This window comes from Actinomyces acetigenes (assembly GCF_031296635.1).
Classification (GTDB): Bacteria; Actinomycetota; Actinomycetes; order Actinomycetales; family Actinomycetaceae; genus Actinomyces; species Actinomyces acetigenes.
In genome coordinates this window covers 198,278-224,621 of record NZ_JASPFC010000001.1, presented here as the reverse complement: position 1 = coordinate 224,621, position 26,344 = coordinate 198,278, and the positions used below count along the sequence as shown (strand labels likewise).

Sequence of the window (26,344 nt, the reverse complement as noted above, 5' to 3'; positions counted from 1 at the left end):
CTACGAACGCACCAGTCGCAGACAGGAGTCGCGGCCACGCGAGATAGGACGTCAAGGGCTAAGCGCAGCCCGTCCCTCAGCTATCCAACAGTGAGCAAACGCGCCCAACACCCTTACTCGACGCAATCTCCTGGCGTAGCTTAGGGTGCGTTGAGTAGAAACTCAGCAGCCGACGAAACTGCACGTAGCTCATCGGCAGCCCCGAGATCGGAAGATAGTAGCGCCTTCCGCGCGAGTCCTTGATTACGACACACTCCTGGAGGTTGACGACTCCCCGTCCCGGCTCTTCGTGTTTGAGGGTGTGGTAGCTGGAGCCTATTGAGTTCATAGGTGGGGTGGGTGCGTCGTTGCTTGGGTAGGGGTCGAGGTCCCCCGATGATGGGAGTTCCTACACAACCGTCACGAGAGACCTCGACGTGCCTGAGACTACCTTCACCGACCCTGATCTGACGACCTTCCTGGGCCTGGACGCTCTGGGACTGACCGCGGTGGGCCAGCACCTCACAGCCAAGCGCGCGGTGATCGAGTGCCGTATGCCGATCGGGTTCGAGGACCCGTTCTGCAGAGCCTGCGGCGCCCAGGGAGTATCCCGTGGGACGGTGACCCGGCGCCTGGCCCACGTGCCGGTGGGGTGGAGGCCCACGCAGCTGGTGGTACGCGTGCGGCGCTTCGCCTGCACCGGCTGCCGCCGAGTGTGGAGGCAGGACACGAGCGGCCTGGCTCAGCCACGGGCGCGGCTGACCCGCTCGGCGGTGGAGTGGGGGCTGCGGGCCCTTGCCCTGGAGGCCATGTCCGTCTCCCGGGTAGCAGCCGCCCTGGGGATCTCCTGGCACACCGCCAACAACGCAATACTGACAAGCGCTCAGGCCACGTTGTTAGACGATCCCCACCGCTTCGACGGCGTGGAGGTCCTCGGGGTCGACGATTCCCCCGCGCGCTTCGCTCCCGTGCGGGAGGTACCCCCTCTGTGTGGCGCCACACCAGGCGGGGCGACCGCTATGTCACCGTGGTCATTGACCTGCCCCCCGTACGCGACCGCAGTGGTCCGGCCCGGCTGCTGGACGTGGTCCCGGGCCGGTCCAAGAAGGTCTTCAAGACCTGGCTCTCCCAGCGCGACCAGGACTGGCGTGGGCGGGTTGAGGTGGTGGCCACGGGGCGGTTTCACCGGGTCCCGAGAGCGCCGCCGGCGAGGAGCTCCCACAGGCCCGGGCGGTCATGGACCCTTTTCATGTCGTGTCCCTAGCAGGAGACAAGCTCGATGAGTGCCGCCGCCGCGTCCAGAGGGCGATCACGGGCCGGCGGGGCCGGGCGGGTGACCGGCTCTACCGGGCCAGGCGCACCCTGCTGACTGGGGCCGGCCTGCTCACCGATGCTCAGGCCGAGCGTCTCGAGGCTCTGTTCGCTGATGATCGCCACGCTGCGGTCCAGGCCTCCTGGGGTGTCTACCAGCGTCTCATCCAGGCCTACAGGGTCGAGGACCCGGGCCTGGGAAAGTACCTGATGCAACGGCTCATCGACTCCCTGAAACAGGCCATCCCAGACGAGCTGGAGGAGATCCAGGCACTGGCAAAGACCCTGACCGAAAGAGCCTCCGACACCCCTGGCCTACTTCGACCGCCCCCGTACCTCCAACGGCCCCACGCCAAGCCATCAACGGGCGCCTGGAGCACCTACGCGGCATCGCCCTGGGACTTGCGCAACCTCACCAACTACACCATCGGCAGCCTCATCCACACCGGACGCCTCAAAGACCACCTGACAACAACCACCTCAACCAGCCGATAAGCCCCACCTACCACACCCCCAAACACGAAGAGCCCCCGTCCCTCCACCTGAGGTTTCATAGACCAGTCGACGAGCGCCCTGTACTGGCTATATGGAGAAATGAGTAGCCCTTCGGGAGTCAGCCTCCATGCAGCACTTCCAGGAGCCGATCGAGGCACCCCATTAATGGCCACTAAGGCAAAGAACACTGCGGCTGCACCGATAAGCAGTCCATCGGAGTATGGTCGGCGAGGAACGTCGACATACTGACCAACACATATTGCAAGTAAGGCACCCAGAAAAAGCCCGACAAGACAAGCCCACTCACATACTGCCGGCGTTGACGACGGAACGAATTCAACCCCCTCAGTCGACAGCCTCACCCACTGCCGGTGAGGCCTATCAACATCTTCCAATACAGAACCCTTCACAACATTCTGCGCCAGAAATATAACGCAAAACGTCAAGAACACGACGAGAATAGACCATAGAGAGCAGTACCACAGAAATAGTGAGTAAACCACAGAGAGAACACTGCCGTAGAAAAACAGGCTAACCTCGCGAGCCCGAGCCCGGTCTCCGCGCTCACAGCCGACAACCTGGTCAAACATCACGTACATAATATTGACCACACCACCTTGGCAACACGTAGACCAGAACCTACACCTTCGATCATTGATCGACTCTCGAGCCACTCACCTGCGATCAAGATAATGCGGCACCCAAGAATAGAGCCTCCTCCACCCACTCCAAAGGAGTCAGCAACATGAAGTCGCGTTCAGTTCTCATACAGCAATGCTATCGAGATCACTGACAAGACACTGCAATTCTGAACAGGCGGTCCGTGAACCAAGTCACCTGTATCCAATGCGCCGGCGCGGTGTCGTTGCGGCTCACCTCCCACTGAAACTGGTGCAGGCGAGACAGTGCCCGGTGCGCGGTTCTCCCGATGCGTTCAGACCCGCCACGTAACCTGACGTCATGACGACTCTTGAGATGCTCATTGACGTCCTGTCCCGGTCCCGCGAGCGCTTCGACCGCGCCTTCGACGGTGTCACGCGCGAGCAGGCCAACACCCGGCCCACCCCAGAGCTCGCGCCCCGCATCGACTCGCTGACCTGGCTGGCCTGGCACACGGCCCGCGAGCTCGACATCCAGGTCGCGCCCCTGGCGGGCGTCGAGCCCGTCTGGATCACCGGCGGCCACCGCGAACACTTCGCCCTGCCCCTGCCCGACGACACTGAGGACTGGCGCCACACACCCGAGCAGGCCGCCCAGGTCGTCGTCGGCGATCTCAGCATCCTCTTCGCCTACCTGGATGACGCCTACGCCCTGGCCACCACTTACCTGCGATCCCTCACGCCGGAGTCGCTCGACGACGTCATCGACGAGTCCTGGGACCCGCCCGTCACCCGGGCCGTGCGCCTGGCCTCAGTAATCGACGACGCCGCCCAGCACTCCGGCCAGGCCATCTACACCCGCCGCCTCCTGGGCCTGCCCGGCTAGGTCCGCAGCCCACCGGCCCCGCACCACACGTTCGCCCCGACCTGGCGGTTCAGGTCGGGGCGAACGGCTCCCACATGACAAGAGTCTGCCGGGGCCCGCGTGGGCCGGCGGTGCGGGAGAATCAGGCGGAGTGCTCCACCGCCTCGCCGCGGCGCAGCACGGTGACGGGCCGCAGCTCCGCGTCGGTGACGACGACGTCGGCCCACAGGCCCGCCCGCAGCGCCCCCACGGAGGGGTCGCCGAGGACCTGGGCGCCCTGGACGCTGGCGGCGTAGACGGCGTCGACCAGGTCGACTCCCCCCTGCCAGGTGGTGCGCACGACGTCGATGAGGTGGGCGGTCCCCCCAGCGATCGCGCCACCCTCGGTGAGGCGGGCGACGCCGTCGGCCACGGTGACCGGCTGGGAGCCGAGCACGTAGTCGCCGTCGGCCATGCCGGCCGCGGCCATGGCGTCGGTGACCAGGACGACGTTGTCACGCCCCAGGGTCTCAAACATGTCCAGAACGATGGCGGGGTTCAAGTGCACGCCGTCGCCGATCATCTCCAGGACGCACTCGCCGCGCTGGGCGGCCGCCAGGAACTCGGGCACGGGCCCGGGCGTGCGGTGGTGCATGGGGCGCATGCCGTTGAACAGGTGGGTGGCGGTCGAGCGCGGGGAGCGGACCGGCTTGCCGGCCTCGAGGCGCTCGGCGATGCGGGCGGCGGCGTCGGCCAGGGCGGCACGCACGGGGGCGGCCTCGGAGTCGGTGTGCCCGAAGGAGGGCAGCGCCCCGCCCTCGATGAGGGCAGCGTTGACGCCGTCGTCGCCGGTGATGCCGGGCTTCTCCGGGGCGATGGTCATGGTGACGACGTGCCCGCCGCCGAGCTCGATGAGCTCGCGGGTCAGGGCGGCGTCGGGGTCGATGATGTAGGTGGGGTCCTGGGCGCCGCAGCGCTCCACCGAGACGAAGGGCCCCTCGAAGTGGATGCCGGCGAGCTCTCCGTCCTCGCACAGCCCCGCCAGCACCCGGGTGCGCGCGCGCAGGACCTCGGGGGCGGCCGTCACACAGGAGGCCACGAGCGAGGTGGTGCCGAAACGGCGGTGCTCGAGCACGGAGACCATCGCCTGCTCGGCGGTCTCGGCGTTGGGGAAGGACTCGCCGCCCCCGCCGTGGCAGTGGACGTCCACCAGTCCCGGCAGGAGGTAGCCGCCCTCGGGTGCGGCCTGAGCCTGTTCGACGGCGCCCCCGAAGCCGGCCCGGGCGGCCTGGTCAGCGGGCCCGACCCACGCGATGTGGGATCCCGACAGGACGACCGCCCCGTCATCGATGATGTGGTCGGGGGTGACGACGCGCCCCCGCAGCGCGCGGACCTGCATGGCTTCGTTGCTCATGAGTCGGATTCTGTCACCACTCCAGACATCAGACAACCTCCTTCGGGGGGTCGTCTGGCCCACACTGCGCGGGCGGGTTCCGGCTTCGCTCCGTTCACCCGGCCAGGCGCTGCTCCATGCGGGCAACGGCCCGGTTGACGTCGCGCTCCACGCGGGCCGACGGCGCCGCCCCGCCCTTCCACAGCAGGCCCTCGCCGACCGGCCGCACGGCGACGAGACGGCCGCGGTCGACCAGGATCGGGCGGAACATGCCGTTGCTCGCCGGGCAGATGAGGCGTTCGCCGTCCTCATCGGTGAGGCAGGATCGGTCCTTGTAGCCCACGTGCAGCTCGTCGAAGGAGCCCAGGAAGTGTGTGGCCTGCGCGGCGCTGCGGTGGGCGGACAGGAGGTCGGGCAGGTCGGCGCGCATGTAGAGCAGGCCGGTCTTCGGGGCCGACTCGCCGGGGCCGAGCGGGCGCAGGCCTCCGCGCACCCCGCCCTCGGCGACCGCGCGCACGAGCGGGACACGGCTCCCGACCGGCTCGCCAGTGCCCTCAGGCGCGGCCGTGGCCGGCTCCTGCCCCAGCTCGACGGCGTCCTCCAGGGCGTGGGCGGTCTGTGTCTTGGGCAGTGTGGTCCAGCGGGCCAGGTCCTCGGCGCTGACCGGGCCGTGGCTGGCCGCGTAGCGGTAGGCGATGTGCGCGCAGGCGGCGCGGTGGCCGGTCCCGCCGTGGGCGACGTCGGCTCCGGCGGGCCCGGAGTCGGCGTCGGGCAGGTGGCGTGCATCCATAACGAGGTGTTCGTTGCCGGACCGCGGTCCCTGGACGAGGATCCCCTCGCGCTGGAGGCGCACCAGGAGGTGGCGGCGCCGGTAGGCCGAGACGTCCTCGCCGCGGAAGGCCTCCATGAGGCCGGCCTCCTGCCAGGCCGCCAGCAGCACCGAGCGCGTCAGCGGGCCCTGGCCCTCAATGAGGCCGAGGGCCACCTCGGCGGCGCGCTCGCACAGGGCGGTATCGACGCCGTAAGCCTTCTCGCTGTTCCGCACCCAGGTGTCGGTGCGGTGCATGAGGGCGGCCCGCAGCCAGTGGTGGTCGGCGGCAGCAGTGATGTGGACGGTGCCACGCATGGGCCAGGAACGCACCAGGTCGCCTCGCGCGAAGGCAGCCTCAACGTCGGCCGGGGTGGCGGCCGGGGCGCGCACCAGCAGGGCGTGGGGGACGGCGGAGACCTGCTGGCCCTGGATGGCGAGCTGGCGAGCCACTGCCGCGACGACGTCGGGCGCGGCGGTGGCCGGGATAAGGCCCTGGGAGATGATGCGGGCCAGGCTCACCTCGGTCGGCAGCGGCGCGGAGGAGGTGCGGGCGGCGGGCACGACTGTCTCCTCAGAACAGGCGGGAGCTCGGGTCGTCCATGCCGCGCATGGCGTCGTAGTCGAGGGTGACGCAGCGGATGCCGCGGTCCTCGGCCAGGACGCGGGCCTGCGGCTTGATGGTCTGGGCGGCGAAGACGCCCTGGACGGGGGTCAGCAGCGGGTCGCGGTCGAGGAGCTCGAGGTAGCGGGTGAGCTGTTCGACGCCGTCGATCCCACCGACGCGCTTGATCTCCACGGCCACGGAGCGGCCCTGGGCGTCCTTGGCCATGATGTCGACCGGGCCGATGGCGGTGGGGAACTCGCGGCGCACCAGGCGGTAGCCGGCGCCCAGAACCTCGATCTGCTCGGCCAGGAGCTCCTGGAGGTGGGCCTCGACGCCGTCCTTGGTGAGCCCGGGGTCCACGCCCAGCTCGTGGCTGACGTCGGAGATGGTCTCGAAGAGGCGGATGACGAGGCGGTCGTCGGTCTTGGTGGCGCTGACCTCCCAGACCTCGCGCACGCCGTCGGCGGCGGCCTCCTCGTCCGGCTCGGTGACGGCCAGGCGGGCCGGGGCGCTCATCCAGTTCAGGGGCTTGTAGGAGCCGCCGTCGGAGTGGATGAGGACCGAGCCGTCGGCCTTGAGCATGAGCACGCGGGTGGCCCGGGGCAGGTGGGCGTCCAGGCGGCCGGAGTAGTCAACAGAGCAGGAGGCAATAACGAGACGCACCCGTCCACCCTAGCGGGGCGGGCCCGGCCTCGGCGCGACGCCGGAGCCGGCGGGCCTGAGCATCGTGTCACCCGGGCAAGGCTCTCAGGGCACTGGCTCGTAGACGGTCTCCTCCAGGTCACGCATCTGCTTCTCCACGCTGTGGGCCAGGGCTGGGTCATCGAGGCGCAAGCCGAGCTCGACGTTGCGCTCCTCGGCGCTAAATGAGAAGTTGGCGCTTCCCACCAGCAGGAAGCGGTGGTCGATGCTGAGGAACTTGGCGTGGCTCGTCACGGCGCGCCCGTCATCCTCGGGAGCGCGGGTACGCATGACGACGGCGCCGCGCAGCCGCCGGGCAATCTCACCTGTGTTCAGGCGGGAGCCGCTGCCCCGGTCATGGTTCTGCTCCCGGTATCCTCGCCGTCTCTCGGGGCGGTGGAAGGGCCCGTCGGCGGCCTGGGTGTCCAGGTAGAGGCGCACGGACACCCCGGGACGCCGCGCGCGCAGGTCCACCAGGGCGGCCCACAGGGCGGAGCTGGGCTGAAGGTTGTAGGTGGCGCAAACCACCGAGGTGTTGGCGCTGCCGACCAGGGCGAACACGTCCGCCGTGAGGGCCCCGCCGCCGACTGCCCCAGCCGGGGCGGTCCACACGGGAGTCACATCCTTGATTCTGGAGGCGGCACCGGCAACGGCACGCAGGGCGTCCACAGAGTGCTTCCGCGCCTGCGGTCCAAGTCCTGCGGCGCCCAGCAGCTCACGGGCTCGTGGTCTTCTGGGCGCGGGCACGACGACGAGCGCCTGGCTCAGCGTCGCACCACCGGAGAGGCGTGCGGCGATGCCGTCGGCCTCGCTTCCGGTAAGGAAGGCGCCCAGAGCGCGCAGTGGGCTCAGTGGCTCGGAATCGTCGGTGGGCACCACGAGGTTCCCCTATGCGCTCCGGTAGTCGGAGAAGAAGGCGAGGTCTCGGCTACCACCCACGCCGCCGCCTGGGCTGTCGTCCAAGTCTGGCAGCGGGATGACGAAGCGCCGGTCGAGGAAGCGGTTGGCGCGCTCGCAGGAGGTCTCCGAGACCATGGTGCAGCAGTGACAGGCGGCGCCGTGGAGGAAGTCCTCGGGGTCCTTGGGGACGCGCCGGGCACAGACCGGGTCCGATGAGCAGCGGGTCATGGCGTGCAGGGCCTGGTCGAGGATGTCAGCCAGACGGTTGGGCTGGGACAGGGAGACCAGCCCACCCAAGGTGCCGTCGGAGTCGGAGGCGGTGGTGGTCAGGAGCATCCCGGCCGCGGCCTCGCGCTGCTCGGTGGCGCGCCAGGCGTAGATGCGCTCACTGATGGAGGCGGCCCCGTAGCCCGAGGACATCGCCATCTGACGGATGAGGGCGTGGGCGAGGGTGTGGACGAGCCAGTATCGCGGCGGGGCGAGGCGCTCGTCGGGATGGATCTGCTTGGCCGTCTCGGAGAAGCGCCGCTCGAAGTTGCGCCGGTGGGCGGAGCGATGGGCGGCCCACACGGGGCTGGTAAGCACCCTGGTCTCCCAGCGGGCGACGGCATCCTCGTCGAGCTGGATGAAGATCCCCTCGCCGCGGTCCTCGGTGGCCGGCACCCAGGTGGGGCGGCCGGAACGGACCAGGGAGACGAGCCGGGCCTCGGAGTCGTCGATCCGGTCGTAGTCGTCCACGCGAGTGAACCCGAGGACAGCGTTGACCTTGCGCAGGCGGTCGACGGCGAGCACCCGGCTCACCCCGGCCGGCACGTCCCCGAGGCTGCGTGGGGAGATGACGAGCCCACTGTCGCGGTCCTCGTGGTGGTCGCCGGGTGGTTCGGTGAGGAGGTAGTTCCACTCGGGCACGAGGAGATCCACCGGATCCCAGCTCTCACGCCGTTTGAGGCGGTCGTCGTCGCTCTCCGCGGGCAGGGGCAGCATCCTGAGGAGCTCGGTGAGCTCATCATCGTCAAGGTCCAGCAGCCGGACGGCGTCGGCATCGCCTCGTTTGAGGAGCGCGCGGACGAAGCGAAGGTTCTCTCTCACCGATTCGAGGTCCTCGCCCAAGGCTCGTCCCAGGACCGTCAGGCGATCGCGTTTCTGTTCCTCGGGGTCCAGGCGCGGCATGTCGATGATGGACTGGGTGGCGGCGAACCAGAGGTTGGAGGCGCCCACGAGCATGACGCGGGGTTCGGCCTGGCAGCCTCCCTCGGTGAAGATCCCCAGGTGGGGGTGGCGGCCGCGGCAGCGCGGGAGCCGCTGGCGCCCCTCCTCCCCCAGGGCCTGGGACATTCGTCGACGGGCTCCGCAGGCGCGGCAGGAGATGAAGGCGGTGGCGCCCCGCTGGGAGGTGTCGCTCATGGCGAGCTCGGGGTGGGTGGCCTTGGGGCAGTGGGCGCCCTCGTGGACCCACCAGTCGTAGGGGAACTCATCGAGGTGCCCGCTCGGGCAGACGATGAGGTAGCGGGCGGGCACGCACGGTGAGCGTCGTCTGCCCCGGCGCTTGGCTGTGCCCTTGGCACCCCTGCGTCCCTGGGCCGCGGCTGCCCGGGTGGGTCGCCCGGGGCAGTCGATGTGTTCGAAGACGGCTTGGTCGGGCCGGAAGGGATGGGTGTTGTGGTAGCCGTTGACGAATCGGCTGAGCGGCGCCAGGAGGTCGCAGCCGGTGCAGCGCATCCACTGGGGGAAGACTCGCGCCGGCACGCCCAGATCATCTCCATCGCGGCGTGCGCCCGGCTGCGGGAGCTGCCAGGGGAAGTGCCGCAGTTCGCTCACTTGGTGGCCGAGCATGAGCCGGACCGTTTCCAGGAGGCGGGGCGCGTGGACGGTGACGGGGTCGGCGGCACGGCGCTGCCAGATCCGCGCCCAGTCGTCCAGGCCCGTGGGCATGACCGTGAAGTGGGGCAGGTCGATGATGGCGCCGGGGCCGTAGGTGTAGAGCAGCGTCGTGGGGCGGGCGGAGCCGACCTTGGCGTAGTTCTTCTTGGCCTGGTTCTGGCTGAGGTCATCGGCGTCACCGAGAGGGTCGACGCCGATCCCGTCCTCGGGGTCGGGGGTGCCCGAGCCGTCCTGGTCGATGTCCTGGTCCTGGCTCACCGTTCCTCCTGATCCGTCCGAACGTCACTGGTTTCACTGGCCTCGCGGGGCTCCTGTCGTTCCCAGGCGGGGGCGTCGTCGGTTGAGTTGTCGATGAGCCTGGCGGGGTCCGGGGAGACGAGGAGGTTGATCTCGGGCTGAACCTCCCGCATGGAGCCTGCGACGACGAAGGGGGCGTCGTCGGGCCTGGAGCCGCCTCTGCCGGCCGACTCGGCCGAGCGCAGGAGTGGGAAGTGACGGACGTTATCCGCACCGCGCTCATAGACGAGATCGCCGCTCTTCTTGGCGACCTCCCGTTGGCGCTTCTTCCACTCCCCCACGCGGCTGGCCAGACGGTCCCGGGCGTACTTGTTCTCCTCCTCGCCGGTGGCCGCGCTGATGCGGATGGAAAGCTTGTCGACAAGCCGGTCGAGGGCCTCGGCCTGCTCGGTGACGCGGCCTGCGTTGTGCTCGGGGTTGAGACCGTCACTGCATCCGGCCTGGGTGACTCGGGCGGCGGCCACGAGGGCGCCGTCAAGTCCGCGGTCGATGGCGGTGACGGAGAAGGGGGTGACGGTCAATGGTTCGACGCGGGCGTAGAAGGTCTCGTGGAAGTGGCGGAACTGCTCATAGTGGGCCAGGTCGCGGGGCCGGGCCCAGTTGCCCAGGGTGATGACGAGGCCGGGGCGGTTCGCGTCCCGGCCCACGCGGGAGGTGGCCTGGATGTACTCGGCGGTGTTCTTGGGCTGGCCGACAACGAGCATGAGGCCGAGGCGGGAGACGTCCACGCCCACCTGGAGCATGGAGGTGGCCAGGACGACATCGTAGGGGTTCGCCGCGGCCCCTCGCTGATCCACCTTCTTGCCTGCCTGCGCGGCTGCGGCCACCGCGGCCTTGGCGGTGGTGGAGTCGACGCTCGGGTCGAAGGTGAGCGCCATGCGGTCCAGGGTGGCGGTGATGTCGGTGGAGGCGATACGCGAGGTGAGCTCGCCCAGGTGCAGGGCACCGAAAGCCGTGCCGCGGCGGCGCGGCAGGCGGGAGTCTCGGCCGGGCTTGGCCAGGCCGGTCTGGATGTCGTCCTGGACGTAGCGGGCCATGCCGGCCAGCTCCCGGGTGGCGGAGAAGTAACCGACAAGCGTCATGTAGGGGTCGGCGGCGGCCCCGAGCCGGTCGAAGAGGAGCTGGGCGCCGGCCATGACGGTCTGGGTGGTCTGGATCTCGGCAGCGGTCAGGCGTACCCCGGTGGTGGACAGGCCCACGTAGAGGCGCCCGGGGTGGGCGGCGTCAACAGGAACCGTACGGGAGAAGAAGGTGTCGGAGGCGTCAAGGACCTGGGGCGGGAAGATGGTGACGTCGCGGCCGTAGAGGCCGCGGACCTGATCGGCCACGTTGCGGACAGTGGCCGAGGAAGCCACGAGGAGGGGTCGGGCGGGCTGGCCGCTGGGCGTGTTCCAGGCGCACATGGTTTCGACGGCGGTCTCGAACAGACCGACCGTGGTCCCTAGGGCCCCGGTGATGAGGTGAAGCTCATCCTGGATGATGAGGTCCGGGGGCCGCAGCCGGGTGGCGGGACGGATCGCGGCCGCCGGCAGCTCCCCCTTAGGCTGGTGGCGCCCGTTCTCGCCGAGTGTGCAGCCGGTGAAGTCGTGGGTGGAGTCGTGGCCGGGGTAGGGGACGTAGCCGTGACGTTCGCAGCGGCGGGCGACGTGCCCGAACAGTGTGGCGGCGTGCCCCTCGCGAGCGAGGCGGGCGAGCTTGTCCACGGTGGCGATGACGAAGGCCGGGGCGAGCCGGTAGATCTCCTCATCGGTGGTCAGCACCGGCAGGCCGTCGGGCACGTTGCCGTCACCCTCGGAGAAGGGGCACTGGCCGAGCTCGTCGGAGCAGCGCAAGATGACGCGGTCGGCGCTCCCGGCAACGGAGCCGATCGTGATGTCCCCCGGGGTGAGGGGAAGGCCGCACCAGGGGCAGTGGCCGAGCTGGAGGGCGGAGAAGCGGTACCCGGCCCCGCTGCCTCCCCGGTTGTTCAGTCGTTCAAGCTCCTTCGCGGCCTCGTTCACCCGCTTGGGGGACACGGCGGTGCCGACCCACAGGCCGATACGGAAGGGCTCCTCACCCCAGATGGCGGGGTCCTCGCGACGGGCGAGCTCGGCGGCGCACACCAGGGTGGTGGCGCGCTGGAACTGTTGGGAGGTGAGCAGGCGCAGGGTGTAGCGCATGAGGACGGTGACGCCGGAGCGCCCGTCAATGGGTCCGTCGGGGGTCTCGAGGAGTCCCTGGCGGCGGCGGATGGCGAAGGCGTAGGCGGCCAGTCCCAGGTAGGCCTCGGTCTTGCCTCCACCGGTGGGGAAGAAGAGGAGCTGGGCGGTAGCCAGGTCGCCGGAGCGGCGTGGCAGGGAGGGGTCAGTGAGGGCCGGCAGCTGCATGAGGATGAAGGCGAGCTGGAAGACGCGCCAGTGGTGGGGGTAGTCGCCGGCCAGGATGCGGGCCTCGGCCTCCTCGACGCTGAGGCCGGAGTCGACGGCGCGTGCGGCGGCGATCTGGGAGCGGACGCGCTGGTCGGCCATGACCCGGTTCATGAAGGCGAAGCAGCGGCGGGCCTCGGGGTCGGTCAGGAGGTGGTCGATGCCCTCGGTGAGCTGGCTCAGGACCTGACGGGCCTCAGCCAGGGCCTCGGCGCCGGTGTCCCGCAGGTGCTCCGGCAGGGCGGCGACGGCGGCCTCCTGCTCCCCCAGCCAGTCCGTGTAGGCCTCCACGATGGGTTCCAGGGAGGCGCTGAGCTGGGCGGTGTTCTGGGACTCGGCCGCGGTGGCCAGGGTGCGCATATTGAGCTCGGCCGTCGGGACGGGAGTGGCCGTGGTCTGGGGCGTCTCCACGGTGGGCATCCAGGTGGTGCGGACCTGGAAGGCGCGGCGGGGTGCGCTCTTACCGGGCGGGGGCTTCCGCAGGCTCCAGTCGACCGAGCAGGTGCGTCCGACGGCGAACTCGAGGCGGTCGCGGTACTGGAGCTCGAGGCGGGCCTCCTCCGGGTCGGAGGCCGGCTGCGCGCCGGGAGCCGGCGGGAGGAGGGGATCGTGGACAGGGAGGAAGACGTCCCGGTTTCCCGCATCCACATGGATCTGGGTCTGGAACATCCAGGCATGGACAGGAATGCGGCGGGGCGTGATCTGGTCATTGCACAGGGCGAGCTCGATGAGGTAGCGACCACCCGGCCCGCCGGCCGGTGAGGTGTGCAGGTAGGAGTCGACGCGCAGGGTGACGTCGTCCTCGAGCACGTAGTCCTGGGTGCAGCCCGGGGTGAGGTCGGCCAGGCGCAGGGGAAGGCTGTGGTGGTGCGGGATGCGCCGGTAGCGAGTGATATGAGAATCCCGCCTACTGGCCGGGGCGGAGGAGGGAGCAGGAACCTCTGCGTCATCGCGGCCGGTGGACTCATAGGTGCCCCAGCTGACGTGGATGGTGATGGACTCCAGCTCGGCGGGGTCGGCGGGGACCTGGAAGCGCAGCCCCATGGAGGCCGGGATCATGAGTCCGCGGCGCACGGGTTCGTCATCGGCGTCCTGACCAGGGTCCTCCTCGGTGGTGGCGTTGGTCGTCTCCTCCTCGACGCCGGTGACGGGGGCGCCGGTGGAGGCCGCGGCCTCGAGGTCGTCGGCGGCGCCGGTCAAGCGCGTGGGTGCGATGCGGCCCAGGAGATAGCGATCATCGGGCGGGGTGGTGAGGATCTCGGTGTCACCTTCGGCGGGGCCGATGAGCTCGCGCTTCAGGACCTCGACGAGTCCGGCCCGGGCAGAGGCCGAGGTGTTGCCGAGCTTCTTGTCAAAGACGTAGGTGGTGCCGTCATGCGCATGAGTCCCGGCCGTTGGGTCGGTGGAAGGCGTGTCCGCGAAGGGCGCGGTCTTAGATGTCAAGGGTCGCCTCCCGGGTCTGGGCAGAGTTGGCGGGCTTACGGCCGCGCCGGGAGCGGGAACCGCCGGTAGACCGACCGGAGGCTGCCGCAGCAGCGGCCTCCGCAGCGGCGCGGCGGTGGTTCTCCTCCAGGAGACGGTCAAGAATCTCCACGCGAGTGGCCGGGGGCACAGTCCAGCGGGTCATCTCCCGGTAGGTGCAGAAGCCGTGGGTGAGGTCGAGATCCTCCCAGCCGTAGGCGGCGGCGACGGCGGCATCGAGCTCCACATGGATGGCGCGCATGCGGTCCACATCCGGATCGGTGCCCGCCTCCAGACCGGGGTCGTTGACAAGGTTGTAGAGCTTGGTGAGGCCAAGGTCACGCCGCAGCATGATCTCCCGGCGCTCGGTGTCTAGCGTGCGACCAATAGCCTCCAGCTCCGGTGTGGGTTCAGGGCGAGGAAAGGTCTCAAAGACATCCGACGGCGTATAACGAGGATCGCTGCGCATACCCGACCCATAGGCAATAGCCCAATACTGATGAAACGAGGACGACAGAACCGCCTGCTGTGCATACGAGTCAGTAGCAAAAACAACAGTAGCCTCACTCATCACACTCCCTGTACAAACACGGACTGGCATAACAGTTTTACTTACCCTTGCGATAACAAGCACCTCATTGAGATCTGCAATCGCTTTTCGCATCGCTGGCCGAGAGTTCCAGTACTTCCACCATTCATTAACCATACGAGGATACTTTTCAGCATCCTTCACCACACGTTCTGGGCGAACCTTATCAAATACGCGTTGCCACGGCAGCTTATACTGCCGCGCCACCTCTTGACTTCGCTCATTGAAGTCCACGACCCATCGGGAAGCGGAACAGTCTGAACGAGAGTTGAGATCCTCTCCATTGAGATAAGGGAAAAGCACCTCGGCATTGCAAGCATCCTCCACAACCCACTCTCGCGCCTCTCCTGCATCCAAGATAAAACCCTTGCCAAGAATATAACACCCAACAAAGGAAACGCCGCCGTTTTCACTGAGACGTTCAGCCTTCCCCTCTACACGACCGACCGGTTCGAGAAGGCTGCTGATTCGGGGTACCGGCACATCATCACAGATCGTCGTTATATGCGAGGAGACGGCACCGCGCGTCCCCCACACTGCCGCGAACTCGAGGTTGGCACCCTGAGAGGGCCAAGAGCGCGACCGAATAGCACGGGTGATGGTGAAGCCGAAGCCCACCATCTGATCCAGCCCTACCTTGCGGGTACTACCCTGAGCAATCGTGTTGGTGGCAATGAGTCCCAAGGCGCCATGTTCATTGAGCAGCGAGAAGGCTCGAAGGAAGAAGTACGCAACAAGATCGGCGTTACCCGATTCATTCCCTGCAAGGACACTGACGAACCACTCTCGGAGATTCTTCCCCATCGCAGGACTGATCTTCATACCACCCAGGAAAGGAGGGTTTCCAACAATTGCGTCAAAGCCGCCGCGCTCCATGACCTCGGGCATGGCCAGGGGCCAGTGGAGGCAGTGCCAGCGCTTGTAGTCGGTGGGCACGGTCGGGGTGAGGCCGCGTTCCAGAATGGCCTCGAGCATGGAGTCGTCACCGGCTCCCTCAGTGGGGAAAGCGCGGCCGAGGGCCACGGCCAGGTTGCTGTAGGCCTCATTGATCGCTTGCCCCGATTTCGCCTCAGTCTTGGGGTTGAGGCCCACGGCCACGATGGCGTCGGCCACTCGGGTCAGAAGCTTCAGGTCCTCCTGGTTCTCATGCTGGAGACGCTGCTTGGTCGTCGTCGAACGGGCGGGGTCGGTGCTGCTGACCTCGCTGGAGAGATCCTGGCGACGCTCAGTCACCCTCTTGACCACGGTGTCGACATCGAGAGCCTTGACATAGGCGCCAGTGCGGTCGAGCTCGAAGAGTCGTTGTGTTGTCGCTGCCGCGGGGTCGATGTGCTGGACCTTGAGCTGGCTCAGGTCGGTCAGGCCCAGGAGCGAGTTGCCGACGAAAACCTTGTCATCGACGAAGCTGAAGGGCTTGTCCTTATCCAGCGAGACGAGCCACAGGGAGAGTTTGCACATCTCCACGGCCATCTCGTTGATATCCACCCCGTAGAGGCAGCGGGCCACTACCTGTCGCAGAGCCTGTCGCTCCAGGTCAGCCGGCCGCGTGCCCTGCTGCAGCGCGCCCTCTCGGGTCCATGCCTCGACGAGCTCGCGGGCCAGGAATCGGGCCGCCGCCACGAGAAAGGCGCCCGAGCCGCAGGCGATATCCGCCACGTGCAGGTCGAGGATGCGATCGGAGGACACCGGCTGCCACTGGCTGCGGTCGTCGGTCTCATGGGGGCCGGGTGAGTAGACGAGTGGCTCCAAGGCGTACCTCACCACCTCCTCGGCCAGGGAGCGGGGCGTGTAGTGGGCTCCGGCGTTGCGCCGTGACGGGGTCTCGGTCACGACGAGGCCCCCGCGCTGGATGACGACCGGCCGGCCCCGCAGGTCCCTGCGGATGACGCCGATCCAGGGGCGCAGATCCGCGCGCAGGGTCTCATCGCGGGTGACGGCGAGCAGGGCGCGGTCGGCGTCGGGCAATGTGTCCCCGGCGACGAGAGCCTTGGCCAGGGTTTTGCAGGTGGGTGGCTTGGCCCCGGGTTGGTCCTCCTTGATCCAGGCGATGATCGCCCCGGCGAGGTCGGTATCCTCGGCATGCTGCTCCGCGAGCTCGTTCAACACCGACAGCGGGACCTCGGGCTCCTCACCCTCCTTGCCGAGCAGGCCGAGGATCGTCTCCTCGGCGCGGGTACAGGTGTAGCCGAGCAGGCCCTCGTAGATGTAGCCGATCTGCTCCACGTCGATGTCCCGGAAGGACAGGCGCCGAGCCTCCTGGCCCTTGAGGCGGGCGGTCTGGAGGGAGCGCAGCACGTGGAGCATGACCCGGTCGGAGACGGTGAGCAGCAGGGTACCGCTGGCATCCGTGGCCGTCAGGAAGGGGAAGCGTTCGGGGTCGAACAGGGAGCCGCCGTAGGCGGGGATGCGCATGTCCTCGACGTTGACGCCGCCGTGCAGGGCGCGGGAGGTGGCCAGCAGCCGGTGCCAGGTCAGGCTTGTGCCGTCCATGGACTCCTCGCCCTCGTCGCGGGCGCGCGCCTCCAGGGCGTCCAGGACCGTGGCCAGGCCATAGCCGCCGGTGTAAAGGGAGTCAGTGGGCAGCAGCCCACGCTCCTCGGCGAAGAGGAGGAAGACGCAGCGCATCATGACGGTGACAACCGCCTCGTAGACCTCCCGAGGCTCGGCTCCCAGCGGACCGCCCTCCGCCTCTCCGCCCGGATCGTTGCCAGGCTCGGAGTCCCCCGAACTCACTGAGGTCTCGCTTTCGGCAGCCTTGAGGAGGGCGTCGGACAGGGCTGAGACAATGAGCTCAACCGCGCTGCGCACCTGGGTGCCCAGGGCCTCGGTGACCTCCTCCGCGGCCAGGACCGAGTCCTCGAAGAGCCGGGGCAGGCGGTGCGCCGCGGTACCACCCACCAGGCGGCGCACGCTCAGGAGCTCGCAGAAGGCGTCGCGGGTGGCCGGCTCCTCCACCCAGGTCTGACAGTCCACGACACCGGAGGCCGCACTTCCCTCCCGCGGGGCGCTCACAAGCGCCCACCAGCGCCCGTCGGTGACCACGCCGATCGAGCAGGTGGAGCCCGGGGCTCGCAGCATTGCGGCCATCCGGTCGATGGGGCTCGTGGCCCAGCCGTCCTGGCCCACCTCCCGCAGGAAGTCGGCCGGGTCGGTCACCAGGACCAGGGCGCCGACCTCCTCCCCGCGCATGAGCGCCCCGGTCGGGGTGACCGTCACGGCTTGGATGCCGTCGGAGGCGGCGCGGTAGGTCTCCGCGAGCGCCGGTCGGTCCTGCGCGGTCACCCAGAAGTCACCCCAGCCCACGACCTCGGTGAGTACCGCCCCCACCCAGGTGTCCCGTGCACGGCGGTAGAAAGTCAGAGTCGCCTCGGAGTCCCGGTCCGCGTCCCAGGCGTCCCAGGCCCGGTCCAGGGTGGGCTTGGCAGCGCGCAGTACCTCGCGGCGCTCGCGACTCAACCCCGGTATGCCCTGCGGGTAGAGGCCGGTAAGGACGGGAACGGAGAGAAAGGGGCCCTCGGTGTCCACCAGGCCCAGCCACGCCCGGTGCTGCTGCGCGGGGCTGCGCCCGCCCGAGGTACCGCGGTCGGTACCAGCGGCTCCCCTACCAGCGTTACGGCCTCGGGTGCGGGCCTTCGATGCAGGTGTCCTCGGACTCATGACTGCCTCCCCCAGGTCTCGGCGTCCTCCTCGGTGACGGCCAGGACGAGGGCCACCGAGGAGACGTAGGGCCGGACGTCCTCGTAGCGTGAGCGCACCGCCGTCTCCTCGCGGGTCTCCTCCCCGGCCAGGTCCTCCAGGCGGTCCTCCATGGCGCGGATGTCCCGGGCGCGCTGCTGGCGCTGCTCACCGGACCACAGGTCCAGCATCGCCTGCTGCTCACGCTCCTGGGCACGCAAGTGGGCCAGTGAGTCCGTCAGGTTGGCGCGGAAAGCGGCGAAGATGCCGCGCACGCGGCCGAGATCCGCCTGGCAGCGCTCGTCGAGGCTCTGGTGGACGCCCGTCTGCAGGCTCTGGGCCCGGCGGGCCGTCTCCTCCACGAGGCGGGTGCGCAGGTGACCGCCGTCGTTCCACAGGGTTGCCAAGTGACTGCGCACTTCGGGGCCGGCCAGGCGGTAGCTGCCCGGGTCGAGGGAGCGGTCCAGGACCTCGTGCAGCGTCTCCTCGGCGATGCGGTGTCCGCGCAGGCGCACACCGGTGACGAAAACCTGCTCATGCAGGCGCAGGCCGCCGCGTCCCACCAGCACCAGACGGGACATGGAGGCTGCGCAGGAGTGCTCCAGCCCCGGTAGGACCACGGCCGTCACCCGGCTGACCTCCGAGTGGGGACTGAAGAGATTGGCTCGCAGGACACGGGTGGACTTGCGCATAAGCGGATGACCCAGGTGGACGTGGACGATGCCGGGGAGGCGCCCGGCCTCCTCATCGAAGGTCACCGGCCGCAGCCGACCCGGGTGAAGCCGGGTGTCCAGGCCGACCAGCGCATCCTGCCAGGAGCGCGCCAAGTCCGGGACCGCGAAGACACCCGCATCGGTCAGCTCGGAGCCAACCTCCTCCAGGGTTGGCTGGTGGGTCATGCTGAGGGCCTCATTCACTACACGCTGACCGGCCTGCGGGGTCAGGTGCATGTCTGCCTTGGTCCGCTCATAGCCACGGGCCAGGGCGGTCAGCTGCTGGTTGAGCCGGCCGCTGCCAGCCAGGGCAGAGTCGATGGCCTGCTCATCGCGGCCGCGGGCCGGGGCCTTGCGCAGGCTGCGCCCCAGGAAGCGCTTGGTGATCTGCTCGTCAATGAGCGGGTTGACCGCGCCCAAATCCCGGGTCTCGGTGGCGATCTTCTCCGCCAGCCGTCCCAGGAATTCCTGGTGCCCCGCGTAGAGGCCCTCGCCGGAGGCCACCGGGACGAGGTAGAAGATCGTGGGGGTCTCCCGCTGGCCGTAGCGGTCAATGCGCCCCACCCGCTGCTCCAGGCGGGAGGGGTTGAAAGGGACGTCGAAGTTGACCAGGCGGTGGCAGTAGGTCTGCAGGTCGATGCCCTCGCCGGCGGCGTCGGTGGCCACGAGGACGCGCACGTCCTCCTCGGCTGGATCGGCGTTGAATCGCGCCCGGATGTCCTCGCGCTCCTCGGCGGAGGTGGAGCCGCGGATGACTGCCAGGCGCTCGCCGTAGCCCTGCTGGCGCAGAACAGAGACGATCCAGTCGAGGGTATCCGCGTACTCAGTGAAGACAACGACCCGCTCATTGGTCCACGTGCGCCCGTCGGGCCGACAGACGGCGTCGAACATGGACACAAGCGCCTCGAGGCGGGAGTCGGGGCGGGACTGGTAGCCGCGCGCCCACTGGGCCAGGTCCTCGAGCTGGTCGCGCGTGGCGGCGCTCAGTGGGTCCGAGCCGCGGGTGGCCAGCAGGGTGTCCAGCTCCGGCTGGGCGATGAGGCCCTCCTCCTCATCGGACTGGCCCGAGCCCATGACCTCGGTGTAGTAGTCGTCGTAGGCGTCATTATCGTCGCCGAGCCAGTCCGCGTCGCCCGTGGGCAGGGTGGGATCGAGGTAGCCCTCCAGGGTCTGGGCAAAGGCCCAGGGGCTGGACAGGAAGCGCTTCTTGAGCAGCAGGGCAGCGATGTCGAGGCTGCGCCGCCCCTGGGCACGCCCGGAGCTGCGCAGCAGCGAGTCCAGCTCGGCGTAAGCGCGCTCCTCATCGTCGGAGGGCTCGTAAGGGAGCACCTCGACCCGGCGGCCGCGGAAGTCCTTGTCGGTGATCTGCGACTTCAGGCGCCGCACGGTCACCTCCTCCAGCGCGGTGGAGTCGATGCTCGCGCCGCGGGCGAAGCGGCGCGGATCGATCATCTCCAGCAGGGCGGAGAAGGACTCGGTGTAGCCGTTGTGGGGCGTGGCAGAAAGGAAGAGGCGGTGCTCGCACTTGTCCGCCAGGCGCCGCAGGGCCCGGGTGCGCTGGGAGTCCACGGCATAGCCGCGCCCTCCCCCGGCCGCCGAGGGCGCCGCCGGGGCCACGTGGTGGGCCTCGTCGACGACGAGCACATCGAAGGCGTAGCGGCGGGCCGATGCCGAGCGATCGGTCTCCGCCAGGACCTCACGCAGGAGCCGCTGGGCACGCACACCCGGCAGCCAGGCCATGGAGACGATAATGCGCGGGTGCAACCGCAGCGGGTTGGCCGCCAGGCCGTAGGTGCGCCGGTCAGCGGCCATTCGTGCGGAGTCCACGATGACGAAGTCCAGGCCGAACTTCTCGCGCATCTCGTCGCGCCACTTCAGCGCCAGGCTCGGCGGGCACACGATGATGACCGAGCGAGCCCGGTGGCGCAGGAGGAGCTCCTCGATGACCAGGCCCGCCTCAATGGTCTTGCCCAGGCCGACGTCGTCGGCCAGCAGCAGGTTGGTGCGCGGGGCCGCCAGCGCTCGGCGCAGTGGCTCGAGCTGGTAGGGCTCGAGGGTGGCACCTGAGCGGAAGGGTGACTGGAAGGCCTTGGGGTCGGCGGAGGTGACGGCGCCCCAGCGGACGGCATCGACGAAGGCGCCCAGGGTGTCAGGGGCGTCGAAGTCATCGGCGGAGATGGTCTCCGGCAGGCCCCGGTCCGGGACCACGGAGTTGCCGACCTCGAGCTCCCAGACGACGCGCAGCTCCTCGCCCATACGGTCCTCGTCGAGGGACTGGAGAGTGACAACGTGCTCGAGGAGAGGACGGCCGTCGTCGGCCGAGCTGCGGGGTAGGCCCTGGGCCTGGACATCGGTGACGGCCCAGGGCCTGCCCCGCACCTGGACGACCTGGCCCGCCTCGGGAGGCGCCGGTGTGCGCGATGCTGTGACGGTCTGGGACACGACGATTTCCTCCGGTCGCCTGGGGCAGGGAGTCGCACCTTGCGGGCAGCCACGCGACCGCGTCATCTTAACCCAGCCTCGAGACCGTCCCACACCGGATCAGGGGCTGTTTCTCAGGCGTGACCCGGGGCCTGGGGACGCAGCGTCAGGCGATGGCGGCACCGTGCACCGTCGTCGAGAACGTACTTCTCGACCGAGGACTGCGATGTCCTACAGATGACTGGGAGGGGACCCCAGTAGCCTGGGGGAGAACGCAGTCCTCGGGCGAAAGGTACGTCGCCGATCCGGCCAGGGGGCTGCGTCTCCACCCCAGCCCCAGCGGATCCGGTCGCCGGGCTCATCGGCCAGCCTCAGCCGCCGGGCTCATCGCCGGGCCCCGACGTCGGGTCTCAGAAGAGCCGGGGCTGCTCGGGGGCGGCGGACTCCACCCAGGCGACCAGCGCCGAGTGGGACTCCTCCATCATGGCCAGGTCGAAGCCGTCGGGGCTGCGGGTGGCGTCCACGCAGTGCACCTCGACGACGCGTCCCTGCTCCCGGCGGCGCCGGGCGGTGGAGAGCTCCAGGTCCAGGCGCCTCCACACCCGTGTGGGCCGCGTGGACAGGGACACGAGCCGGTACCACTCCAGGGAGTCGAGCTGGAAGGAGGCCACCCCGCTCAGCCAGCGCTGCCCCCCGGTGGGGCGCATGGCGCACTCGAAGGAGCCGACCTGCCCGGCCAGGTATCGCAGACGCACCAGGAACCCGCCTGCCAGCAGCACGAGGGCGGTGACGGCAATCGCCACGACCATCCACACGTGCTGCCCCATGACTCAGGCCTCCGCGCCCTGCTTCACGTGGTCGGCGGCGATCGTGATGACGTCGTGGTCCACGGAGCAGAAGCCGCCGGACACCTCGATCCTGCGCATCTCGCCGTCGACGGGACTCAGTCGCACCGGACCGGACCCCAGGACCGCCACGAGGGGTTGGCGGCCGGGTAGGACCCCCAGCTCTCCGTTGACCAGGGGCACGGAGACCTGCGTCGCCTCACCGGTCCAGGCCTCGCCCGCCGGCGAGACCACCTCAACGTGTAAGGCCATGTCCCCCTCCTTTCCTGCTTCCTGCGCCCGGCTCTTCCCGGATCCTAACGACTCAGGCCTTGAGCTCGGCGGCGCGACGCTCCAGGTCCTCAATACCACCGATGTTGAAGAAGGCCTGCTCGGGCAGGTGGTCGTAGTCACCGTCGCAGATGCGGCGGAACGCCTCGATGGTCTCCGACAGCGGCACGGTGGAGCCGGCCACGCCGGTGAACTTCTCTGCCATGTAGGTGTTCTGGGACAGGAACTGCTCGATACGGCGGGCACGGGCCACCGTCACCTTGTCCTCCTCGCCGAGCTCGTCGACACCGAGGATCGCGATGATGTCCTGGAGCTCCTTGTTCTTCTGGAGGATGGACTTCACGCGGGTGGCGACGTCGTAGTGCTCCTGGCCCACGTAGCCGGGGGCCAGCAGGCGCGAGGTGGAGGTCAGCGGGTCCACGGCCGGGTAGATGCCCCGCGAGGCGATCTCACGGCTGAGCTCGGTGGTGGCGTCCAGGTGGGCGAAGGTCGTGGCCGGCGCCGGGTCGGTGTAGTCGTCGGCGGGCACGTAGATCGCCTGCAGGGAGGTGATGGAGTGGCCGCCGGCGGAGGTGATGCGCTCCTGGAGCTGGCCCATCTCGTCGGCCAGGTTGGGCTGGTAGCCCACGGCCGAGGGCATGCGGCCCAGCAGCGTGGAGACCTCGGAGCCGGCCTGGGTGAAGCGGAAGATGTTGTCGATGAACAGCAGCACGTCCTGGTGCTGGACGTCGCGGAAGTACTCGGCCATCGTCAGGGCGGACAGGGCCACGCGCAGACGCGTGCCCGGCGGCTCGTCCATCTGGCCGAAGACCAGGGCGGTCTTGTCGAACACGCCGGCCTCGCCCATCTCGACGATGAGGTCGTTGCCCTCGCGGGTGCGCTCCCCCACGCCGGCGAACACGGAGACACCACCGTGGTTCTGGGCCACGCGCTGGATCATCTCCTGGATGAGGACGGTCTTGCCCACGCCGGCGCCGCCGAACAGGCCGATCTTGCCGCCCTGCACGTAGGGGGTGAGCAGGTCGATGACCTTGATGCCGGTCTCGAACATCTGCTCCTTGGACTCGAGCTGGTCGAAGGCCGGGGGCTGGCGGTGGATGGGCCAGCGCTCGGTGATTTCCAGCTGCTCGCCGGGGGCGAGGTTGAGGACGTCGCCGGTGACGTTGAAGACGTGCCCCTTGGTCACGTCGCCCACGGGCACGGAGATCGGCGCTCCGGTGTCGCGCACCTGCGAGCCGCGCACGAGGCCGTCGGTGGGCTTGAGGGAGATCGTGCGCACGATGTTGTCACCCAGGTGCTGGGCGACCTCCAGGGTGATCTCGTGGGGCTCCTCGCCGGCGCTGGTGGCCTGGACGGTCACCTTGAGGGCGTTGTACATCGCCGGGATCGCATCAGGCGGGAACTCGACGTCGACGACGGCGCCGATGATGCGGGTGATACGTCCCGTCCCGGGAGTAGTGGTGTCAGCCATGTGCGTTCTTCCGTATCTTCCAGAGCTGAGAGGGGTCCTGCTCGGTGAGGTGAGTCTGTGTGGGGTTCTCGACGACGTCGGGGGCTGCCCGGTCTATTCGGCCCCCAGGGCGTCGGCACCCGAGACGATCTCAGTGATCTCCTGGGTGATGTCGCCCTGGCGGGCCGCGTTGGCCAGGCGGGTGTAGGTGGTGATGAGGTCCTCGGCGTTGTCCGTGGCCGTGTGCATGCCCTGCTGGCGGCTGGCCAGCTCGGAGGCGGCCGACTGCAGCAGGGCGTTGCGGATGCGCGAGCCCATGTAGCGGGTCAGGAGGGCGTCAAGCACCTCGGAGGGCCCGGGCTCGAACTCATACAACGGCATGGAGCTGCCGCGCTCGGCCTCCAGCTCCTTCTCCAGGGCCTCGTTGCCGGCCTCATCGAGCTCACCGGCACCTTCGACGTCGACCACCTTGAGCGGCAGCATACGACGCACCTCGGGGACCTGGGAGATCATCGAGACGTAGCGGGTGAAGACGATGTGGACCTCGGCCACGCCACCGGCCTCGGGCGGCTGGAGGAAGTAGTCCAGGAGGACGGTGGCGACCTCCTCGATGGACTCGTCGCTGGGACGGTCCGACTGTCCGGTCCAGGAGAACTCGATCGGCCTGTCCCGGAAGCTGAAGTAGTTATGGGCGCGTCGGCCGAAGGTGAAGATCACCGGCTCCTTGCCGTCCTTGACCAGCTCCTCGATGAGGCGGCCGGTCTCGCGCAGGATAGTGGCCGAGTAGGCGCCGGCCATGCCGCGGTCGGAGGTGACCACGAGGATCGCCACGCGCTTGGTGTCGGTGCGCTTCTGGGTGATGGGGTGCTCATCAAAGCGGGAGTACGTCCCCAGTGCGGCCACCGCCTGGCTCAGGGCGTGATCGTAGGGCGAGGCCTCCTGCGCGTTGCGGCGCGCCTGCCCGATCCGGGACGAGGCGATGAGCTCCATCGCCCGGAACACCTTCTGGAGGGTCTGGGTCGATCGAATGCGCTGCTTGTAGACGCGCTGGTTTCCTGCCACGTCAGCCCCTCTTGACCACGAGCTGCTCGGTGGTCCTCTCCGCGGTGGGCTCCTCCTCGGCCTCGACCACCTGGGCGCCCAGCATCTGGCCGCCGGAGAGGAAGGTGCGCCGGAAGGCCTCGACGGCCTTGACCAGGGCCTCCTCGGTCTCATCGGTGAGCTGCCCGGTGGACTCGATGGTGTCGAGGATGTCGGTGTTGCGCCGCAGGTGGTCCAGGAAGGCGGCCTCGAAGGGAAGGACGTCGGAGACGTCAATGTCGTCGAGGTAGCCCTTGGTTCCGGCCCAGACGCTGGCGACCTGCTCGGCCACCGGGTAGGGCGTGTACTGGGGCTGCTTGAGCAGCTCCATGAGGCGCTCACCGCGGGTGAGCTGGGCGCGGGTGGCGGCGTCCAGGTCGGAGGCGAACATGGCGAAGGCCTGCATGGAGCGGTACTGCGCCAGGGTGATCTTGAGGGTTCCGGCGACCTTCTTCATGGCCTTGACCTGAGCGGCGCCGCCCACACGGGACACGGAGATACCGACGTCGACGGCGGGGCGCTGATCGGCGTTGAACAGGTCGGACTGGAGGAAGATCTGCCCGTCGGTGATGGAGATGACGTTGGTGGGGATATAGGCCGAGACGTCATTGGCCTTGGTCTCGATGATCGGCAGCCCGGTCATGGAGCCCGCCCCCAGGTCGTCGGAGAGCTTGGAGCAGCGCTCCAGCAGGCGCGAGTGGAGGTAGAAGACGTCACCGGGGTAGGCCTCGCGGCCCGGCGGACGGCGAAGCAGCAGGGAGACGGCTCGGTAGGCCTCGGCCTGCTTGGACAGGTCGTCGAAGACGATGAGGACGTGCTTGCCCTGGTACATCCAGTGCTGGCCGATGGCCGAGCCCGTGTAAGGCGACAGGTACTTGAAGCCGGCCGGGTCGGAGGCCGGGGAGGCCACGATGGTGGTGTACTCCAGGGCGCCGCGCTCCTCCAGGGTGGCGCGCACGGCCGCGATGGTGGAGCCCTTCTGGCCGGTGGCCACGTAGATGCAGCGCACCTGCTTGTTCGGGTCGCCGGACTCCCAGGCGCTCTTCTGGTTGAGAATCGTGTCCAGGGCGATGGCGGTCTTCCCGGTCTGGCGGTCGCCGATGATGAGCTGGCGCTGACCGCGGCCGATCGGGATCATCGAGTCGATGGCCTTGAGCCCGGTCTGGAGGGGCTCGTGGACGGACTTTCGGGCCATGACGCCGGGGGCCTGGAGCTCCAGGGCGCGGCGTCCCTCAGCCTCGATCTCGCCCAGGCCGTCGATGGGCCGGCCCAGCGGGTCGACGACGCGACCCAGGTAGGCGTCGCCCACTGGCACAGAGAGGACCTCGCCGGTGCGGCGCACGACCTGACCCTCGTCGATGCCGTCGAAGGAGCCCAGGACGACGACACCGATGCTGCGCTCCTCGAGGTTCATGGCCAGGCCGGCGGTACCGTCCTCGAAAGTGAGCAGCTCGTTGGCCATGACGCCGGGCAGGCCCTCGACGTGCGCGATGCCGTCAGCGGCGAAGACGACGTGCCCGACCTCCTCAGCCGCGACCTCGGCGGGCTTGTAGGACTCGGCGAACTCGTTCAGGGCCGAGCGAATCTCCTCGGGCCTGATGGTCAGCTCTGCCATCTCGTCTCCTTGCTGGTTGCGTTCT

Annotated in this window: 14 protein-coding genes and 1 pseudogene; 2 read left to right on the top strand and 13 right to left on the bottom strand. The window is 68.9% G+C overall.

Translation table 11 applies throughout. The features are described 5' to 3' along the window. Nucleotides 1–416: 416 nt before the first annotated feature. Together RIV14_RS01010 and RIV14_RS01005 are read left to right on the top strand one after the other, a co-directional pair. Nucleotides 417–1,785: pseudogene (locus RIV14_RS01010) on the top strand (ISL3 family transposase). Between the two features lie 960 nt (nt 1,786–2,745). Beyond that, a complete protein-coding gene (locus tag RIV14_RS01005) occupies nt 2,746–3,270 on the top strand; it encodes a mycothiol transferase (RefSeq protein ID WP_075373622.1) in 525 nt (174 codons plus the stop codon). 121 nt (nt 3,271–3,391) lie between these two features. On the opposite strand, the gene RIV14_RS01000 is transcribed toward RIV14_RS01005, so the two are convergent. From RIV14_RS01000 to atpA, 13 genes are all read right to left on the bottom strand, one after another. Then, on the bottom strand, nt 3,392–4,627 hold the full coding sequence (locus RIV14_RS01000; protein WP_178387933.1) for an N-acetylglucosamine-6-phosphate deacetylase: 1,236 nt from the start codon (nt 4,625–4,627) through the stop codon (nt 3,392–3,394). A 109-nt stretch (nt 4,628–4,736) separates the two neighbouring features. After that, the gene (locus tag RIV14_RS00995) at nt 4,737–5,993 is read right to left on the bottom strand and encodes a DNA glycosylase AlkZ-like family protein (protein ID WP_075373624.1); all 1,257 of its coding nucleotides are present in this window, start codon (nt 5,991–5,993) and stop codon (nt 4,737–4,739) included. 10 nt (nt 5,994–6,003) lie between these two features. Next, nucleotides 6,004–6,699 (bottom strand): endonuclease NucS, encoded by a 696-nt coding sequence (nucS, locus tag RIV14_RS00990; RefSeq protein WP_070661175.1) that lies wholly within the window; start codon nt 6,697–6,699, stop codon nt 6,004–6,006. Nucleotides 6,700–6,783: 84 nt separating this feature from the next. Then, nucleotides 6,784–7,596 carry a phospholipase D-like domain-containing protein gene (locus RIV14_RS00985; protein ID WP_075373625.1) on the bottom strand — a complete coding sequence of 271 codons (813 nt, stop codon included), beginning with the start codon at nt 7,594–7,596 and terminating at the stop codon, nt 6,784–6,786. Nucleotides 7,597–7,605: 9 nt separating this feature from the next. Next, nucleotides 7,606–9,756: a DrmB family protein gene (gene drmB, locus RIV14_RS00980; RefSeq protein ID WP_309324737.1), complete on the bottom strand. Its 2,151-nt coding sequence runs from the start codon at nt 9,754–9,756 to the stop codon at nt 7,606–7,608. After that, complete coding sequence (gene drmA, locus RIV14_RS00975) at nt 9,753–13,643, bottom strand: DISARM system helicase DrmA (RefSeq protein WP_075371654.1); 3,891 nt, start codon at nt 13,641–13,643, stop codon at nt 9,753–9,755. The genes drmB and drmA overlap by 4 nt, the downstream gene beginning before the upstream one ends. Continuing rightward, the gene (locus tag RIV14_RS00970; RefSeq protein WP_178387816.1) at nt 13,633–17,907 is read right to left on the bottom strand and encodes an Eco57I restriction-modification methylase domain-containing protein; all 4,275 of its coding nucleotides are present in this window, start codon (nt 17,905–17,907) and stop codon (nt 13,633–13,635) included. Before RIV14_RS00970 ends, drmA begins: the two co-directional genes overlap by 11 nt. After that, nucleotides 17,904–21,080: a DISARM system SNF2-like helicase DrmD gene (gene drmD, locus RIV14_RS00965; protein ID WP_256698964.1), complete on the bottom strand. Its 3,177-nt coding sequence runs from the start codon at nt 21,078–21,080 to the stop codon at nt 17,904–17,906. The genes RIV14_RS00970 and drmD overlap by 4 nt, the downstream gene beginning before the upstream one ends. A 389-nt stretch (nt 21,081–21,469) precedes the next feature. Further along, nucleotides 21,470–21,886, bottom strand: coding sequence for a DUF2550 family protein (locus RIV14_RS00960; protein WP_075371651.1), 417 nt, complete (start codon nt 21,884–21,886; stop codon nt 21,470–21,472). Between the two features lie 3 nt (nt 21,887–21,889). Further along, nucleotides 21,890–22,156, bottom strand: a complete 267-nt coding sequence (locus tag RIV14_RS00955; RefSeq protein WP_075371650.1) for a F0F1 ATP synthase subunit epsilon — start codon at nt 22,154–22,156, stop codon at nt 21,890–21,892. A 52-nt stretch (nt 22,157–22,208) separates the two neighbouring features. After that, entirely contained in the window at nt 22,209–23,645 is a 1,437-nt protein-coding gene (gene atpD, locus RIV14_RS00950; RefSeq protein WP_070661183.1) for a F0F1 ATP synthase subunit beta, read from the bottom strand. Nucleotides 23,646–23,738: 93 nt separating this feature from the next. Continuing rightward, nucleotides 23,739–24,686: a F0F1 ATP synthase subunit gamma gene (locus tag RIV14_RS00945; RefSeq protein ID WP_075371649.1), complete on the bottom strand. Its 948-nt coding sequence runs from the start codon at nt 24,684–24,686 to the stop codon at nt 23,739–23,741. A 1-nt stretch (nt 24,687) separates the two neighbouring features. Next, nucleotides 24,688–26,319, bottom strand: coding sequence for a F0F1 ATP synthase subunit alpha (atpA, locus tag RIV14_RS00940; protein WP_075371648.1), 1,632 nt, complete (start codon nt 26,317–26,319; stop codon nt 24,688–24,690). Nucleotides 26,320–26,344: the final 25 nt, after the last annotated feature.